Annotated in this window: 17 protein-coding genes; 14 read left to right on the top strand and 3 right to left on the bottom strand. The window is 64.2% G+C overall.

The features are described 5' to 3' along the window. Positions 1 to 81: 81 nt before the first annotated feature. From H0A72_RS00505 to H0A72_RS00485, 5 genes are read left to right on the top strand one after another with little or no spacing between them, the layout of a single operon-like run. Entirely contained in the window at positions 82 to 1,212 is a 1,131-nt protein-coding gene (locus H0A72_RS00505) for a CaiB/BaiF CoA transferase family protein (protein ID WP_218953117.1), read from the top strand. Continuing rightward, positions 1,209 to 1,655, top strand: a complete 447-nt coding sequence (locus H0A72_RS00500; protein WP_180152832.1) for a VOC family protein — start codon at positions 1,209 to 1,211, stop codon at positions 1,653 to 1,655. The genes H0A72_RS00505 and H0A72_RS00500 overlap by 4 nt, the downstream gene beginning before the upstream one ends. Beyond that, positions 1,652 to 2,062, top strand: coding sequence for a PaaI family thioesterase (locus H0A72_RS00495; protein WP_180152830.1), 411 nt, complete (start codon positions 1,652 to 1,654; stop codon positions 2,060 to 2,062). The genes H0A72_RS00500 and H0A72_RS00495 overlap by 4 nt, the downstream gene beginning before the upstream one ends. After that, complete coding sequence (locus tag H0A72_RS00490; RefSeq protein WP_180152828.1) at positions 2,063 to 2,989, top strand: LysR family transcriptional regulator; 927 nt, start codon at positions 2,063 to 2,065, stop codon at positions 2,987 to 2,989. It abuts the gene before it with no gap. A gap of 12 nt (positions 2,990 to 3,001) precedes the next feature. Further along, positions 3,002 to 3,778, top strand: a complete 777-nt coding sequence (locus H0A72_RS00485; protein WP_180152826.1) for a 2-keto-4-pentenoate hydratase — start codon at positions 3,002 to 3,004, stop codon at positions 3,776 to 3,778. Positions 3,779 to 3,807: 29 nt separating this feature from the next. Here the strand turns inward: H0A72_RS00485 and H0A72_RS00480 are convergent, their stop codons facing one another. Continuing rightward, complete coding sequence (locus H0A72_RS00480) at positions 3,808 to 4,272, bottom strand: Lrp/AsnC family transcriptional regulator (protein ID WP_180152824.1); 465 nt, start codon at positions 4,270 to 4,272, stop codon at positions 3,808 to 3,810. A gap of 158 nt (positions 4,273 to 4,430) precedes the next feature. Between H0A72_RS00480 and mdeB the strand changes: the two genes are divergently transcribed. The 5 genes from mdeB to H0A72_RS00455 all read left to right on the top strand — a co-directional run bounded on the left by mdeB (position 4,431) and on the right by H0A72_RS00455 (position 10,780). Then, positions 4,431 to 7,073 (top strand): alpha-ketoglutarate dehydrogenase, encoded by a 2,643-nt coding sequence (gene mdeB, locus H0A72_RS00475; RefSeq protein ID WP_246436995.1) that lies wholly within the window; start codon positions 4,431 to 4,433, stop codon positions 7,071 to 7,073. An 86-nt stretch (positions 7,074 to 7,159) separates the two neighbouring features. Next, the gene (locus H0A72_RS00470) at positions 7,160 to 8,047 is read left to right on the top strand and encodes a DMT family transporter (protein WP_180152820.1); all 888 of its coding nucleotides are present in this window, start codon (positions 7,160 to 7,162) and stop codon (positions 8,045 to 8,047) included. Between the two features lie 124 nt (positions 8,048 to 8,171). Next, positions 8,172 to 9,137 carry a tripartite tricarboxylate transporter substrate-binding protein gene (locus tag H0A72_RS00465; RefSeq protein WP_180152818.1) on the top strand — a complete coding sequence of 322 codons (966 nt, stop codon included), beginning with the start codon at positions 8,172 to 8,174 and terminating at the stop codon, positions 9,135 to 9,137. Positions 9,138 to 9,164: 27 nt separating this feature from the next. Then, a complete protein-coding gene (locus H0A72_RS00460; RefSeq protein WP_180152816.1) occupies positions 9,165 to 9,941 on the top strand; it encodes a GntR family transcriptional regulator in 777 nt (258 codons plus the stop codon). Beyond that, positions 9,938 to 10,780: a hypothetical protein gene (locus H0A72_RS00455; RefSeq protein WP_180152815.1), complete on the top strand. Its 843-nt coding sequence runs from the start codon at positions 9,938 to 9,940 to the stop codon at positions 10,778 to 10,780. Before H0A72_RS00460 ends, H0A72_RS00455 begins: the two co-directional genes overlap by 4 nt. Before the next feature lie 11 nt (positions 10,781 to 10,791). On the opposite strand, the gene H0A72_RS00450 is transcribed toward H0A72_RS00455, so the two are convergent. Next, positions 10,792 to 12,048 carry an O-antigen ligase family protein gene (locus tag H0A72_RS00450; RefSeq protein ID WP_180152813.1) on the bottom strand — a complete coding sequence of 419 codons (1,257 nt, stop codon included), beginning with the start codon at positions 12,046 to 12,048 and terminating at the stop codon, positions 10,792 to 10,794. Positions 12,049 to 12,127: 79 nt separating this feature from the next. On the opposite strand from H0A72_RS00450, the gene H0A72_RS00445 reads away from it, so the two are divergent. From H0A72_RS00445 to H0A72_RS00430, 4 genes are all read left to right on the top strand, one after another. After that, positions 12,128 to 12,532 (top strand): GtrA family protein, encoded by a 405-nt coding sequence (locus H0A72_RS00445; RefSeq protein WP_343060208.1) that lies wholly within the window; start codon positions 12,128 to 12,130, stop codon positions 12,530 to 12,532. 112 nt (positions 12,533 to 12,644) lie between these two features. Then, complete coding sequence (gene rffG / locus H0A72_RS00440) at positions 12,645 to 13,709, top strand: dTDP-glucose 4,6-dehydratase (RefSeq protein WP_180152811.1); 1,065 nt, start codon at positions 12,645 to 12,647, stop codon at positions 13,707 to 13,709. Between the two features lie 180 nt (positions 13,710 to 13,889). Further along, positions 13,890 to 14,069: a hypothetical protein gene (locus H0A72_RS00435; protein WP_180152809.1), complete on the top strand. Its 180-nt coding sequence runs from the start codon at positions 13,890 to 13,892 to the stop codon at positions 14,067 to 14,069. Between the two features lie 29 nt (positions 14,070 to 14,098). Continuing rightward, positions 14,099 to 14,602 carry a DUF4351 domain-containing protein gene (locus H0A72_RS00430; RefSeq protein WP_180152807.1) on the top strand — a complete coding sequence of 168 codons (504 nt, stop codon included), beginning with the start codon at positions 14,099 to 14,101 and terminating at the stop codon, positions 14,600 to 14,602. Between the two features lie 120 nt (positions 14,603 to 14,722). Here the strand turns inward: H0A72_RS00430 and H0A72_RS22290 are convergent, their stop codons facing one another. Continuing rightward, positions 14,723 to 16,684, bottom strand: coding sequence for a calcium-binding protein (locus H0A72_RS22290; protein WP_180152805.1), 1,962 nt, complete (start codon positions 16,682 to 16,684; stop codon positions 14,723 to 14,725). Positions 16,685 to 16,892: the final 208 nt, after the last annotated feature.

The raw sequence follows: 16,892 nt of genomic DNA, 5'->3' as shown, positions 1-16,892 counted from the left end.
TCGCGGGGATATGTTTTCCTACACTTGTCGGCGTGAGGTGGTCCGACGGCATCGGTTCGCCAATTGATTCAGAAGGAAAGCATGTTGAAGACAGAAAGCGGCGGGGCATTGAGCGGCATCCGCGTGATCGACGCCTCGAGGGTACTCGGCGGGCCGATCGCGGGCCAGATCCTGGGCGACCACGGGGCCGAGGTCATCAAGGTCGAAGGCCCGGCGGGTGACGACACTCGGCAGTGGGGGCCTCCCTATCTGGGCAGGAACTCGGCATATTTCTCGGGCGCGAACCGGAACAAAAAGGGCGTGACGCTGGACCTCGCATCCGAAACCGGGCGAAGCCGCTTCTTTGCGATGCTCGAGACGGCCGACGTGCTCATAGAGAACTTCAAGGAATCGACGCTGAAAAAATGGGGAATCGACGTTTCCGGCTTCACGGAAAGATTTCCCCGCCTGGTGCATTGCAGGGTGTCGGGCTTCGGCTCGACCGGCCCTTATGGGGGCTTGCCCGCCTATGACACGGCAATGCAGGCGCTGTGCGGCCTGATGAGCGTGAACGGCGACCACTCGACGGGACCCTTGAGGGTGGGCTTGCCCATCGTGGACATGACCACCGGCCTGAATGCGGTCATCGGCGTCCTGCTGGCGCTTCAGAACCGGGAGCGCACAGGCATGGGGCAGCTGGTGGAAACCACTTTGTATGCCAATGCCTTGTCCATGCTGCACCCCCATGCCCCCAATTATTTTGCGACGGGCCGCTGCCCCGCTCCGACGGGCAACGCGCATCCCAACATCTATCCGTACGACAGCTATCCCACCGCCAATGGGCACATTTACCTGGCCGTGGGCAACGATGCGCAATTCGGCTTGTTTTGCCGCCGTCTGGGCCTGGACGAACTTCCTTCCGACCCGCGCTTCTCCACCAATCCTTCCCGCTCGGTGAACCGCGCGGCATTGAAGGCGCTGCTGGAAGCGGCGCTGAAACCCGAGGACGGACGGAGCCTGGCGCTGGAACTGATGCGGATCGGCGTGCCGTGCGCGCCCGTGAATACGGTGGAAGACGCCTTGTGCGACCCGCATACCCGCCATGCGGGGCTGGTGGTCGAGCTGGAGGACGAGTATAAAGGTCTCGCGTCGCCCATCAGCCTGAGCCGGACACCGGCCACGTATCGCCACGCGCCGCCGGCGCTGGCGGCAATCGAAAAGGAAGAGGCATGACCCAGCCGCTGCGATTTCCCTATGGCTCCGGCAAACGGTACCATCTACACCACCCGCATATCCTGTGCGCCGACATCGAGGCGACCATCGACTTCTATCGCCGCTGGTTCGACGCGGAAGTCGTATGGGACGGGGACTATGCCGGGACGCGCAACGTCTTCCTGAAAATCGGCATCGGCGCCATGCATTTGTATGAAAAGAAAGTGGATACCGCCCCGCGCAATGCGCTGCACCACCTGGGCATCCAGGTGGTCGGCCTGGAGGACCTGTATCGCCGGATGCAAGAAGCGGGGATGGCATTGAGAAACCCGATACGAAGCATAGACGGCGGCGGCTATTTCATGCTGGAAGCGCCCGACAACATCCTGCTGGAGCTCTTCGAGCCCGGACCGGATCGGCAAAGCGAAGTGCTGGCCTACTATGGATACGGGCAGTCGTCATGAGATTCGAAGACGGCTCTTTTTTCGGCATCCGCGCGCCCATGATCGACCGATTCGGGATCAAGCCGAATTCAATGAGCGATGGAAATACGGCGTCCGCCATTCTTCCCTTTCTTGAAGAGAACTGCAATGTCCATGGCACAGTCAGCGGTCCCGCCATAATGGCTTTGCTGGATTTCGCGATGGCCGCGAGCGCGCGCGCCCATGCGCCGCTTGCCCATACCGTCCTGACGATCGATCTTTCCATCAAATTCATCAAGCCGGCCGATTCGGATCTCTATGCCGATTGCCGGTGCGAAAGCCGTGGCCGCAGCATGTGCTTCGCGACAGGCATCGTGTTCAACGAACGAGGCGAGAAAATCGCGATGGCGAACGGAGTTTTCAAGCTCGTTGCCGGTAAAGGGTGCTAGATGCGCATCGACGCGATCGAGCTGAGGCATTTGAAGTATTTCATCGCGCTGGCCGAAGAACTGAACTTCAGCCGGGCGGCGATGCGATGCCATGTTTCGCAGCCGCCCTTCAGCGTCGCGATCCAGCAGCTCGAATCCTATCTGGAAATCCAACTGGTCATCCGGTCCAGCCGCAATGTCGAATTGACCGAGGCGGGGCGCGAATTCTACACCTACGCTTTGCAGGTGACGGGCCATGCGAATCAGGCGTTCAGCGACATCCAGAATTTCGCCATAGGCTTGTCGCGCGGCATCAGCGTCGGGTTCCATGCGTCCATGATCTTCCGGGGGCTGCCCGACACCATACGCAGGTTCAAGTCGGAAGTCCCGAACGTACCGGTTTCCCTGTATGAGATGTCTTCCAAAGCGCAGTTCGACGCCGTCCTTGCGGGCGACCTGGACATCGGTTTCACGCATTCGCTGGCGTCCATCAGCAGCCGGGCGGTGGGATGCATCAACCTGTTCACGGAAAGGTTTCTGCTGTGCGTCCCGGATTACTACCGGGTGACCGAAGCCGACGTGGACCTGGCGCGCTTCAAGGACGAGAATTTCATCATCTTCGACCGCGACGCCTCGCCCCATTATTTCGACACGATCACGTCCATCTGCATCCAGGCGGGCTTTTCGCCGCGCATGGAGCACCATGCCAAGCAGTGGCTGACGGCGGTCGCCATGGTTTCCAAGGGCATGGGCGTTGCGCTGGTACCGGAATGCCTGGCGCAAACCGGCTTGAACGGCGTGCGGTTCCACCGCGTGCAAACGGAGATCGTTTCGCATCTGCAGTGCATTCATGCGCTGTCGGGCAAAGTGGACCATGTCCGGTCCATGATAGACATCGCCCGGACCATGATCAGGCCCAACGGGCCACCGCCTGGGGAGCCGGCATGAAAAGGAACGGCGATGGCGGTTGATGCGAGCTTGGTCGAAGCGCTGCGGAACGCGCGCCGGGAGGTCCGGCCGCTGGCGCGGATGGACGCGGCATGGCGCCTGGAGTCGGAAGAGGAGGCCTACGAAACCATGTTCGCGGTGTCGAGCGCGCTGGGCTGGCGGCAGGCTGGCTGGAAAATCGCCGCGACCAACGAACAGATGCAAGCGCAGTTGCGCACGGACTCCCCGGTATTCGGTCCCACATTTCACGAGCATTTCCTGAGCGCGCCCGCGGCGCTTCCGCAGCAGCGTCTTTTGAGCCCCATCGTGGAATGCGAATTCTTCTTCGTCATGGGCCGCGCCCTGCCAAGCCGCGGCCGGCCATACGCCTTTGACGACGTCATGGCAGCGATCGAACGCGTGCATGTCGGCATCGAAATCGCGGAGTGCCGCTACCCCGAGGACAGGCTTCCGTCCAAGGAATTCATCATTGCCGATGGCTTTGCTTCCGGCTGGTATGTCATGGGCCGGCAAGTCGACGCGTGGCGGGAAGCCTTCGCGCGCGATATCGAGGTTACGCTCTACAAGAACGGCAAGCCCAAGGCCCGGGGGCGCGCCTCCGACGTCATGGGACACCCGGTCGCCCCTATTGTCTGGCTGGCGAACAAGCTCAATGGGATGGGTAGGGAAATAGCCCGGGGGCAAATCGTCAGTTCCGGCAGCTGCAACATCCTGGCGCGCGCCCGGCAGGGCGACGCATTCAAAGCCGTCTACGGCGCGCTCGCCGAAATAGACCTGGAAATTCTTTGAGGGAAGGTAGCGGCGGCTGCGCCACGCCGCTACCTTCCCAATGGCAGCGCGGTCTTATACAAGACCTGCTTCAGCGCGAAGCTGGACCGGATCTTGTCTATGCCCGGTATGGGCGTCAGCTGTTCAAGGATGAACCGTTCCAGCGCCGCGATGTCCTTCACGGCCACGCGGATCAGATAGTCGGAATCGCCGGTCATCAAATAGCACTCCATGACCTCGTCATGCTCGGCGATGCGCTGCTCGAAATGGTTCAGGGCGGCCTTGTCCTGCGACTTCAGGCTGATCGAGATGAACACGTTGAGCCCCAGGCCCAGCGCGGCGGCATTGGCCAGCGCCACGTAGCGCGCGATGATGCCCGCCGCCTCCAGCGCCTTGACGCGCGCCAGGCAAGGCGAGGGCGAAAGATGCACCCGGCGCGCGAGCTCCACGTTGCTGAGCGAGCCGTCGCGTTGCAGCTCGTCCAGTATCCGTAAATCCGTGGCGTCCAGCTTCATGTGCTTTCCCTGATGTTTCACCTGGCATTTTATGCTGCAAAGTGCGATAAGAGCCACTTTCTTCGACAGCAAATGCCGCGTCGGCGGGGGCAGAATATCGGTATGCAGCATTATTTCGGATGACCGCCATGAACTCACCACTTCCCATGCAAGCCTGGATGCAGGATCCCGCCTTTGCCGATGCCCAGAGCGGGCCGGACGCCGGCCCCGGCGCGGCCCACGATATCGATCCCGAGGAAACCGCCGAATGGCATGAGTCCTTCCGGTCCCTCATCGAAACGCATGGCCCGCAGCGAGCCGCCTTCATGATGGACGAGCTCTCCCGCCTGGCGCTCGGCGGCAAGCTCGCCTGGCGGCCGCCCCTGGGCACGCCCTACGTCAACAGCATACCCGCCGACCGGCAGCCGGCTTTCCCGGGCGACCTGGCCATGGAGCAACGGCTGGGCGCCATCATCCGCTGGAACGCCCTGGCCATGGTGGTGCGCGCCAACGCCGCCTATGGCGAACTGGGCGGGCACATCGCCAGCTATGCCAGCGCGGCCGACCTGTTCGAGGTCGGCTTCAATCACTTCTTTCGCGCGCGCGAGCGCCAGCCCGGCGGTCACAAGGGCGACCTGGTGTTCCTGCAGCCGCACAGCGCGCCGGGCGTCTACGCGCGCGCTTACCTGGAAGGGCGGCTGACCGAACACGACCTGGCCCATTACCGGCAGGAGATCCGCGGCCCCCGGGGAGGCGCGCGCGGGCTGTGCAGCTACCCGCATCCCTACCTCATGCCCGATTTCTGGCAGTTTCCCACCGGTTCCATGGGCATCGGCCCCATCAGTTCCATCTACCAGGCGCGCTTCATGCACTACCTGACGCATCGCGGCCTGCTCGATTGCGGCGGCCGCAAGGTGTGGGGCGTGTTCGGCGACGGCGAAATGGACGAGCCCGAATCCATGAGCGCGCTGACGCTGGCCGCCCGCGAACGGCTGGACAACCTGATCTGGGTGGTGAACTGCAACCTGCAGCGGCTGGACGGCCCCGTGCGCGGCAACTTCCGGGTCATCGACGAGCTGGAAAAACTCTTCCTGGGCGCCGGCTGGAACGTCATCAAGGTCTTGTGGGGCAGCGACTGGGACGGCCTGTTCGCCCAGGACCGCACCGGGGCGCTGGCACGGGCCCTGTCCAACACGGTCGACGGCCAGATGCAGACCTTCGCCGCCAACGACGGCCGCTACAACCGGGACCACTTCTTCGGCCAGAACCAAGAGCTCGCCCGCCTGGTGGAAGGGCTGAGCGACGAGGAAATCGACAGCCTGCGCCGCGGCGGGCACGACCTGGTCAAGATCCACGCGGCCTATGCCGCCGCCATGGCGACCACGGGCCGGCCCACCGTCATCCTCGCGCACACCAAGAAAGGCTACGGCATGGGCAGCGCCGGCCAGGGCCGCATGACCACGCATTCGCAAAAGAAATTCGAGGACACCGACCTGCTGCAGTTCCGCGACCGCTTCGGCCTGCCGCTCACCGACGAACAGGCCAGGCGGCTGGACTTCTACAAGCCCGAAGAAGGCAGCGCCGAGCTGCAATACCTGCAGGCGCGGCGCCGGTCGCTGGGCGGCCACCTGCCCGCGCGCCACACGGACTGCGACCCGGTCGCCGTGCCGCCCGCCGAATCCTACGCCCGCTTCGCCCTCCAGGGCGGCGGCCGCGAAATGTCCACCACCATGGCTTTCGTCCGCATGCTGGGCACGCTGTTGCGCGACAAGGAACTGGGGCCGCGCATCGTGCCCATCGTCGCCGACGAGGCGCGCACCTTCGGCATGGCCAATCTGTTCAAGCAGGTCGGCATCTATTCCTGCGTCGGGCAAAAATACGAGCCCGAGGATATCGGTTCCATACTCAGCTACCGTGAAGCCATCGACGGCCAGATCCTGGAAGAGGGCATCAGCGAAGCCGGCGCCATCTCCAGCTGGGTCGCCGCGGCCACCAGCTACAGCGTGCATGGGCTGGCCATGCTGCCTTTCTATATCTATTACTCCATGTTCGGCTTCCAGCGCGTGGGCGACCTGATCTGGGCCGCCGCCGACCAGCGCCCGCGCGGCTTCCTGATCGGCGCCACCTCGGGCCGCACGACCCTCGCCGGAGAGGGCCTGCAGCACCAGGACGGCTCCAGCCACCTGTGGGCCGCCGCCGTGCCGAACTGCAGGGCCTACGATCCGGCGTTCGCCGGCGAGCTGGCCGTGATCGTGGCGCACGGCATGCGGCGCATGATGGTGGAGCAGCAGGACGAGTTCTACTACATCACGGTGATGAACGAGAACTACGCCCAGCCCGATCTGCCGGCGGACGTCGAAGCCGACATCGTCCAGGGCGCGTATCGCCACGGCGCATACGCCGCCGAGGGCGCCGCGCCGGAACGGGCGCCGCGCGTGACGCTCATGGGCTCGGGCGCCATCCTCACGGAAGTCATCCAGGCGGCCCGGGAACTCGCCCGCCGGGGCGTCGCCAGCGACGTCATCAGCGTCACCAGCTGGAGCGAACTGGCGCGCGACGGCGCCCGCTGCGAGGACGGCGCGGAGGTTCCGCACTTGCGGCGGGTGCTGGACGGCACGCAAGGCCCCATCATCGCGGCCACGGACTATGTGCGCCTGGTGCCGGAGTCGGTCAGGGCGTATCTGCCCGAAGGACGCTCTTATCGCTGCCTGGGTACGGACGGCTTCGGCCGCAGCGATACCCGGGCCGAGCTCCGGCGCTATTTCGGGGTGGATGCGCAAGGAATCGCCGAAGCGGCCTCGAGGGCGTTGGAAAGAGGCTGAAGGCGCCATAAAGCCGGGGTTGCGGAGCCCACAAACCCCGCCTTACCTGATATGCTTTCGCCATCCAGACAGCCCTACGAAGACGCATGAATCCCGTCAGTATGCAGGTGCTCCTGATCGGCGTGATGGCCATCTGGGGCGTGAATATATCCGCGGTCAAAGTACTGACGACACAGCTGGACCCTCTCCTGGTGGCCTGTCTGCGCATGGTGCTGGCGGTCGCCGTCATCAACCTCACGCTTTTCCTCGCCAGGCAGCCGCTGAAGCTGCGCGGCATCACGCGCAAGCAATGGCTGCGCTTCCTGCTCTGTGCGCTGCTCATGGTGTATGGCAACCAGGTGTTGTTCACCGCCGGGATGCGCAGCGCCAGCGCCACCAACGCCGCCCTGATTTCAGCGCTCAGTCCGCTCATGGCGTCGCTGCTGGTGGCGGCCATGTTCCGCGAAACCCTGACCCGGCGGCGGCTCGTCGGCATCGTCATCGGCTTCGGCGGCGTGGCGGCCGTGGTGCTCAACCGCAGCGGCGCGGCCGTCGAGGGCGCGGGGTGGGGGGACCTGCAGGTGTTTTCGGCGCTGCTCAGCTTCGTGTCGGGCGGCGTGCTGATCCAGTCGATGGCCAAGCAGTTCGGTGCGCTGGTCATCAGCGGCATCATCTACACCATCGGCACGGTCATCCTGTGCGTGCACCTGGCGTTCAGCGAAATCGCCGGCCAGATCCCCGGCATGGCTTTCCCGGGCTGGTGGCTCGTCATGCTGCTCTTGTTCTCGGGCGTCGTGGCCACCGCCATCGGCAACATGGTGTGGAACCGGGCGCTGATCGAAATCGGCGCCGCGCGCAGCGCCATGTACCAATACTGGATTCCCGTGTTCGGGGTCTTGTTCGCCATCCTGCTGCTGGACGAGCCGTTCTCGGCCTGGCATGCCGTGGGCCTGGTCGCTATATTGCTCGGCACTTATCTCGGCACGCGCCGTTGAGCCACCTGGCCAAGGGGTCGGCATAAACCCAGTTTCCATAGGTTGTATTGTTGACAATACAACTATATGAGTTAGACTGATTCACGCCATCGAGAACCCGATATTCCATTCCAGGAGACCCACCGTGCACAAGAACGTACTCGGCCGCTGCCTGCTTGCCGGCCTTTTCAGCCTGCTGCCCCTCGCCGCCACATACGCCCAGGCCCCCAAACCCATTACGCTGATCGTCGGCGCATCGCCCGGCGGCACGACCGACCGCGTGGCGCGGGGCATCGCCCAGGAAATGTCCGACATCCTGGGCACCACCGTGATCGTCGAGAACAAGCCCGGCGCCGGCGGCAACATCGCGGCCGATCAGGTCGCCCGCTCCGCCAAGGACGGCAACACCCTGCTGGTCAGCTTCACCAGCTTCACGGTCAACGCCAGCCTGTACAAAAAGCTGCCTTTCGATCCGCAAAAAGACTTCACCCCCATCAGCATTCTCGCCCAGGTGCCCAGCGTGCTGGTCGCCCGCAAGGACTTCCCCGCCAACAACGTCGAAGAGCTCATCAAGCTGGGCAAGAGCAAGCCCAAGGAACTCAGCTTCGCGCTGGGCGGCATCGGTTCGTCGCTGCACATGGCCACCGCCAGCTTCCAGATGGTCACGGGCATCGAAGGCCTGAACGTGCCGTATAAAGGCACTTCGCCCGCCCTGCAGGACCTGGTCGGCGGGCAGGTCGACCTCATGTTCGCCAGCGTCGAAAACGTGCTGCCGCTGCTGGACTCGGGCCGCATCAAGTTCCTGGCGGTCACCAGCGACAAGCCGCTGAAGCAGTTCCCCGGCCTTCGCCCCGTGTCCGACACCGTGCCCGGGTTCACCTCCCAGGCCTGGTTCGGCATGTTCGGTCCCGCGGGCCTGAGCCCCGAGCGTCTCGCCGAACTGAACAAAGCCGTGGTCGAAGGCGCCAAGCGCCCGTCCTTCATCAGCCTGATGACGCACGGCGGCGGCCAGGTCGTCACCAACACGCCGGCGGAGTTCGCGGAATTCATCAAGAAAGACATCGCCCACTACGCCGAAGTCGTCAAGTTCACGGGGGCCTCGGCCGACTGACCACCACCCCCATCGGCGCACGCGGCCATGATCGCCAATCCCACGCCTCGCTACTACCGGATCTACCGGCTGCTCAAGCAGGCCATCGAAGGCCAGCAATTCGATGCCGGCCGCGCGCTGCCCGGCGAGAACGCGCTTGCCGGGCAGTATGGCGTGTCGCGACTGACCATCCGGCGCTCGCTGGATCTCCTGCAGCAGGAAGGCCTGGTGGAACGCCGCCAAGGGGCGGGTACGTTTCCGTGCCCGCCCAGCGCACCGTCCGCCGCATTGCCGGCCGACATCAACAAGCTCATGGCCCACTTGTCGGACATGGGCGCGAATACCCAGGCCAGGCTGCTGTCCTTCGGCTATGAAGCCGCCGGCCCGGACGTCCGCACCCGGCTGGAACTGCCGGCCCATGCCAAAGTGCAGAAGGCATTGCGCGTGCGCTACTACCACGACCAGCCTTTTTCCTATCTGCTGACCTATGTCCCCGAATCGGTGGGGCGCCGCTACACCGAAGCCGATCTCGGTCAGAATGCCTTGCAGCGCATCTTCCGCCGCCTGGGCCTGAAGCCCACCTCGGCCGAGCAAAGCTTCACCGCCATCCTGGCGGATGTCCATCACGCCGAGGCGCTGGATGTCGGCGTGGGCTCGCCGCTGCTTTGCATCAAGCGCGTGGTGCGCGATGCCGACGGCACGCCGCTGGAATACCTGATCGCGGCCTACAATCCGGCCCGATTCGAATACCGCATGGCCTTGTCGAACCGGCGCGCCAAAGGGCGCGACACCTGGGTCATGGATGAAACCGGGAAATCGCCATGAAAGTCCCTGGCATACACGTTTACGACAGCGTCACGACCTTGCTGCCGGAAGGTATGCATCCCTCTCAAGGCCCCGTCTGGGGCGCCATCGTGATCGCCGCTTCCCATGGCGGCCGCTATGCCGCCTACCTGGCGGCGCTGGCCGGCGTCAAAGGCATCGTGCTGAACGATGCCGGCGTCGGCCGCGACCGGGCGGGCGTATCGGGCCTGGCCTTGCTGGACGACTGCGGGATCGCGGGCGCCGTGATTTCGCACCTATCCGCCAGAATCGGCGACGGCAAGGACGCCGCCTGGCGCGGCCGCATTTCCGCCGTCAACCACACGGCGGGCAAGGCGGGCGTGCAGCCCGGAATGAGCGCCATGGACGCCGCCCGCCTCATGGTCGCGGGCGGCAACACGCCCACGCGGCCGCCCCCGCTGCCCGCCGAGGCGCGGGCCGTGCTGCAGCCGCCGGGCGCCCGGCGCAGGCTGGTCCTGATCGATTCGGTGTCGCTGGCCCATGAAGAAGACGCCGGCGCCGTCGTCGTCACCGGCTCGCATGGCGGGCTGCAGGGCGGCGACCCCGCCACCGCCATAGGCGGCCACGCCGTATTCGCCGCCGCCTACAACGATGCCGGCATCGGCGTGGACGGCGCCGGCGCCACCCGCCTGCCCGCGCTGGAACGGCAGGGCGTGGCGGGCGTCACCGTCGCGGCCGAAAGCGCCCGCATCGGCGACGCCCGATCCACCTACCGGGACGGCATCATCAGCTGCGCCAACCCGCTCGCCCTGTCGCTGGGGGCCAGGGCGGGGATGCCCTTGATGGAATTCGTGGCGCGGCTCCTTGAAGCCCGGGTTTGATGCGGTCGCGGTCAAACGCCGGGCGATCCGCCCTTTTCCGCGCGCCGCATGGCGGCCCATAAAATCACCAAAGACAGCACCAGGAACATGATCCCGTTGTTCCGCCGTAGAATCACCTGCGTCAGGCCAAAGAACACATAGCCCGCCACCAGCGAAGAACCGCAAAACGCCAGCGTGCGGACGGTGATGTCGGCGTGGCGCAGGCGCCTGCAGAAACCGGCCAGCGGCACCGCGTACAAGGCCAGCAGCGCCAGCAGCCCGGGCAGGCCCTGGAAAGCCCAGGCCTGAAGATAATTGTTGTGCAGGTTGTCGCTGAACTTCAGCGCCACGTCGTCCAGCACGCCCGCGTCCACCATGCGTTGCAATTCGTTGGCGTATTCCTGCTCGTTCCAGCCCAGCCAGGGCCGCTTCGAGATGTTCTCGACGGCACCGTCCCACATCACGAAACGCGCCCCGATGGATGTATCGGCCTCGTCCTTCTGCATGAACAGCACGATGTCCGACACGGCCGCATCGTAACGCGCCTTCAGCCGGCTGTCGGGCATCGCGAACAGCCCGGCCACCACCACCGCCGCGACGGCGCCGGCGATGCCGGCCCGCCAGGCGTTGCGGCGATCGATGAAGGCCACGCAGAACAGCAGCGCGATCGCCGGCATGGCCACCCAGCTGCCGCGGCTGCCCGACGCCACCACGCTGTACAGGCTACAGGCGATGCCCAGCACGAAGGCCGCGCGCCACCACCAGGCCTTGCGGCCCTGCGTGCCCGCCCAGAACATGCCGCCCAGGCAGAACACGCCGAACACCAGGGCGATGTTGCCGAAATGGATGATGTTCAAATACCCCTCGGCGCGGTCGTAGCCCAGGCCGTAAAGCTGCCAGACGGCGATGCCCACCGAGCTCACGACACCCAGCACCGTTCCCGCCCACAGCGCGGCCAGTTGAAAGGGCACGTGCAGCATCCACAGCAATATGGGAATCGCGAGCAGGCAGCGCAGCGATTGATCCAGCGACTTGGTGCTGTTGTCCAGGTACAGGATGCTCAGCAGCGAAACGAGGAAATAGACGGCCAGCACCCAGGCGACGGCCTTGTCCTCGGCGGACAGGGACATGGCCGGCCGCTGCGCGACGAACGCCAGCCCGCCCAGCAGCAGCACGGAAGCGCCATACGAGTACCCGGAGGGCAGGGCGAAGGTCAGGGCAAAGAACAGGAACACGCCCAGCGTTTCAATGGAAACCGCCGTCAATTGCGGCAAGCGTCGGTTTTGCATGGTCGATGATGGTGATGGCTGCGGCACCGCGCCATTGTAGCGGCGGCGCCGCTAAAATACCGCCCATGAACGACATAGTGTGTTGCCAACTGTAGTGAAGCTGCTGCGCGAAACGATACTCTTCGGCGTGGCGGGGACCGTGGGCTTCATGGTGGATACCGCCGTGCTTTACGCGCTGCAGGGCATCATGGGCCCCTTCTACGCCCGCGCGCTTTCCTTCCTGGCGGCCGTGCTGGCCACCTGGCTCATCAACCGCAACCTGGCTTTCCGCGGCCGTGCCTCGGCGCTTTCGCGCAAGAGCGAGTTCCTGTCCTACCTGGTCCTGATGCTGGCCGGCGGGCTGGTCAACTATGGCGTCTACAGCGCCCTGGTCCTGTGGCAGCCCGTGGTGCGCCAGCACCTGGTCCTGGGCGTCGCGGCCGGCAGCCTGGCGGGCATGTCGGTCAATTTCCTGACGGCGCGCTATCTGCTGTTCAGGAAATGAAGCCGGCGTACCGGCGGGCGGGCGCGGTTCAGCGCGCGGCGTGCCCGCTGCGCCGATCGGGCGGCTTTACTCTTTATAATCCCTTCAAAGCAAATCACATCGGAACGCGTCCATGAAAATCCTCGTTACCGGCGGCGCCGGCTTCATCGGGTCGGCCCTGGTTCGCCACATCATTCGCAACACCGGCGACTCGGTCGTCAACGTCGACAAGCTGACCTATGCCGGCAATCTCGAATCCCTGGCGGAAATCGCGGGCAGCGACCGCTACGCCTTCGAACACGTGGACATCTGCAACCGTGCGGAGCTGGACCGCGTCTTCCGGCAGCATCAGCCGCAGGCGGTGATGCACCTGGCGGCCGAATCCCACGTCGACCGCTCGATCGACGGCCCCGCCGCCTTCATAGAAACCAACATCGTCGGCACCTATGTGCTGCTGGAAGCCGCCAGGCAGTACTGGCAAGGGCTGGACGACGATGCCAAGGCGCGGTTCCGCTTCCATCACATTTCCACCGACGAAGTCTACGGCGACCTGGAAGGCCCCGAAGACCTGTTCACGGAAACCACCCCCTACGCGCCCAGCTCGCCGTATTCCGCCAGCAAGGCCGGCTCCGACCACCTGGTGCGCGCCTGGCTGCGCACCTACGGCCTGCCCACGCTGGTCACAAACTGCTCGAACAACTACGGTCCCTACCATTTCCCCGAGAAACTCATCCCGCTGATGATCCTGAACGCCCTGGAAGGCAAGCCCCTGCCGGTATACGGCGCGGGCAACCAGGTGCGCGACTGGCTCTATGTGGAAGACCACGCCCGCGCGCTGTACACGGTGGTTACACAGGGCAAGGTAGGCGAAACCTACAACGTGGGCGGGCATAATGAGAAGAAGAACATAGACGTGGTGCACGCCATCTGTGCGCTGCTGGAAGAATTGGCCCCCGCCAAGCCAGCGGGCGTCGCGCGCTACGCCGACCTCATCACCCACGTCAAAGACCGCCCCGGCCACGACCTGCGCTACGCCATCGATGCCGGCAAGATCCAGCGCGAGCTGGGCTGGGCGCCTTGGGAAACGTTCGAGTCCGGCTTGCGCAAGACCGTGCAATGGTATCTGGACAATATGGAATGGAGCCGCCGCGTGCAGGACGGCAGCTATCAGCGCGAGCGGCTGGGCGTTGGGGCTTGATTCTTGATGCTCTTGCGGGCGTGGTTTTGGCTTCAGGGCCGTGGCATGGCGCGGCCTGACACGGCTAGAGCTTGCTACGACCGGGTAGTTCCCGCAGTGGCCATTCCATCCGCCGCAGCCACTCCCGCGCTGTGATCCAAGCCATGATGGTCTCCTGACATTCACTTCAGGGAGGCCGCCATGAGCGAGCGCGATGCCGCCTACCGGCGCGTGTTCCATCACCACCAGATGCTGCGCGACCTGCTGGCCTGCGTGCTGGAGGCCGATTGGCTGCGGGACCTGGACTGGGCGGGCCTGCGCGAGGTCAACACGCAGTACGTGGCCGAGCGCCTGCAGCGGCGCGTGGGCGACGGCGCCTGACTTGTCCAACTACCAGTTGCAGTCGCTACGTGCTGATCGACGAAGGCGCGCTGCTGCGCGCGGGCGGCCTGCCCGATGCGAACCTGGCGGGGCTGCTTTTTCGGCTGGAGCACAGCACGGCCATTGAGCAAATCCCGGAAATACTGCACACTTTGATGGACGCGGTGCAAGGGGAGGGGTTTGAGGAGTTGAACCGCAGCCTTGCCGCCTATATCCAGCACCTGGTGCTGTCGCGGGCCCAGCCGCAAGAGGCGGTGCCCCAGGTCACGAGTTTGCAGGAGCTTGTCATGTTGATCAGTGAGAAGCCGGGCATGTGGGCCCGGCAGTGGAAGCGCGAGGGGATCCTGGAGGGGTTGCGGCAAGGCGAGCTGTCTGGCCAAGCAGCGCTGCTGGAGCGTCAATTGATCCACAAATTCGGCCCCTTGCCTGACACTTTGGTTCAGCGCATCCACACAGGCAGCGCTTCCGAACTGGAGGTTTGGTCTCTGAACTTTATCGATGCCGATTCCATCGAGCAGGTGTTTGCTCCATAGCGCAGCCGGGTTTTTGTATTAGAGGTGTCTGCGTGCCCAAAAACGCCTGAATCCGGCGTTGCGCCGGATTCAGGCACTTGCCGCCCGGCAGTGCTGGCAGGCGGCGTCTCCGGGGAAGGATCAGCCGAAGTTGAAGGCGGTCAGCGCCGCCAGGTCGGCGGCGGCGTTCGCCGTCGTGATCGTGCCGATGAGGACTACGTCGCTCCCCCCGCGGTGCGCACCCATCGCGGAGTCGTACCAAATCTGGACGGCGCCGTTGTTGTTGAACACCAGGATGCCGGAACCCGCGTGATTACTCACCGAGTATGCCAAATGGTCCACATCAGCTGCGGCAAGCGCATTACCCGATACGTTCTGGGCATCCGTGATGACGGCCATGTTGTAATTGCCAATGCTTCCGGAGAGCGTTGAAAAATCACCTTTGATGAAGTTTCTCACTCCAGTAAGCAACTGAGCCACATCCAGGATGTCGCCATCGCTCGACTTGAAATCGGTGATGGTGTCGGCACCGTTGGCTGCCGCGACGGCTGCAGCGGTGGCGTCAGCACCTGCGATGAAGAGGAATTTATCAATCCCATTGCCGCCGATCAGGATGTCGTTGCCCGCACCGCCAAACAGCGTGTCGTTTCCATCGCCACCAGACAGCGTGTCGGCGCCATCACCGCCGGCGATCTGGTCGACAAACGCGGAACCCGTGACGGTTTGATCACCGGCACTGCCAGCCAGCGTGACACCCTTGATGCCTGCCCAAACGGCATCGCTGAAGTTCTTATTATGAGCGGCGTCGATGGTGTCGCTGATGCGGTAGCCGCCGGTGAAGGTGAGAGTGGGGGGCAGATTGTTAAAGCCGGCGATATCCAGCGTAACAGCATCGGTGACGCTGACGGCGGCAGCATCCGTGATCAGATCGTCGTCCAGCTCAGGTTGGACATGGGCCCAGGTGTCAGTGATGCTGTAAATCACCACGCCTGCAACACCGCTGAAGTCAACACCCGCGACCTGTGCCACGGTGGACGGGCCGACGAGCGTCAAGTTGCCGCCGCCGGAAATTGCTTTGCCACCGAGTACACCGACCGCGCCGGACATCGTCGTGCCAGCAGGCACATGAATAATGCCGATACCCGCTGCGTCGGCGGTGGTGCTGATCGAAGTCGAGCCGCTGGTGAATTTGAGCTTGCCGCCTTCTTCCACAACACTGATCGTGGAGCTCGCATGCTCGAAGGCGACTGCCACAGTTGGCGCAGAACCGCTTTCGGTCACCGTGAACGTGATCGTGGGCCCGGGTGCAGGGGGCGTTTCATGCTCGACGGTATCGGGCAAAACGACATCCGGAGGCACGGTCACCGAAGGCGGCACGATCAGCTTGACGCCTTTGGGCGGGACGAAGTCGATGGGGATCGGGGTATTGGCGGCGGGAACCCAACCAGTGGGCGGCGTGAAGGTCGGCAGGAAGGGCGCGACCTTGCCGACGATGGCCACCGCATCTTCGTAGCGGCCTTCGGTGATCGCCGCCTTGAAGGCGGGGTCCGCGGCAAACAGGGACAGGCTCACGCCGTTGCTCAGCGGGCGTCCTTCGGCGATGCCGTATTGCAGCAGGTGGGTAAGCGGATCGGTCTGGCCGTTCCGGACGGCTTCGGCGACGTCGGGGTTTGCATCCAGGTAGCCCTTAAGGTTCAGGAAAGGCAGCAGTTGCCGCCCTTCGGCCAACCCGTACAGCAAAATATGCTGGATGGCGGAGATGTACCCCGCCGCCACGGCGGCGGCCACGTCAGGGTTCTGCGACAGGTAGAAGCTGATGTCGAATATGCTCGATGGCGAACGGCCCTCGGCCGCGCCATACAGGACGAAGTGGTCAAAGGCGGAGATCTCGCCCGCTTTGACAGCGGCGGCTACGTCCGGGTTTTTTGCCAGGTACTCTTGCGGATTGAATAGCGGGCCAGGCGCGCGGCCTTCGGCTTTTCCATGAAGTTCGAAATGCAGTTCGGCGGTAGTGTGCCCCAGGCGCACCGCCGCGGCTACGTCGGGGTTCCGGTTTAGATACCAAACCGGGTTGAAAAGAACGGATGCAGGCAGAGTTGCCATGATTCTGTATCCTACCGGATCGATTTAATGATGCCTATCGCCCGCTACCCGCATGGTTATGGGATGAAGCAGTTGGGGCGCAATAATTGTTGCTACAAACAACATAAATGATCGTTTTGTTACTTAAATTGTGGAATTGTATCTATTCTCCCTGGCAAAGGCAACGCATCGGTATGAAGAGCAGGAGAATCCGCAAGAGGAATCAGGC

This window comes from Parapusillimonas granuli, from assembly GCF_013416525.1.
GTDB classification, from domain to species: Bacteria; Pseudomonadota; Gammaproteobacteria; order Burkholderiales; family Burkholderiaceae_B; genus Parapusillimonas; species Parapusillimonas granuli.
The sequence above is the reverse complement of the archived record's forward strand: the minus strand, read 5'-3'. Positions and strand labels throughout refer to the sequence as shown.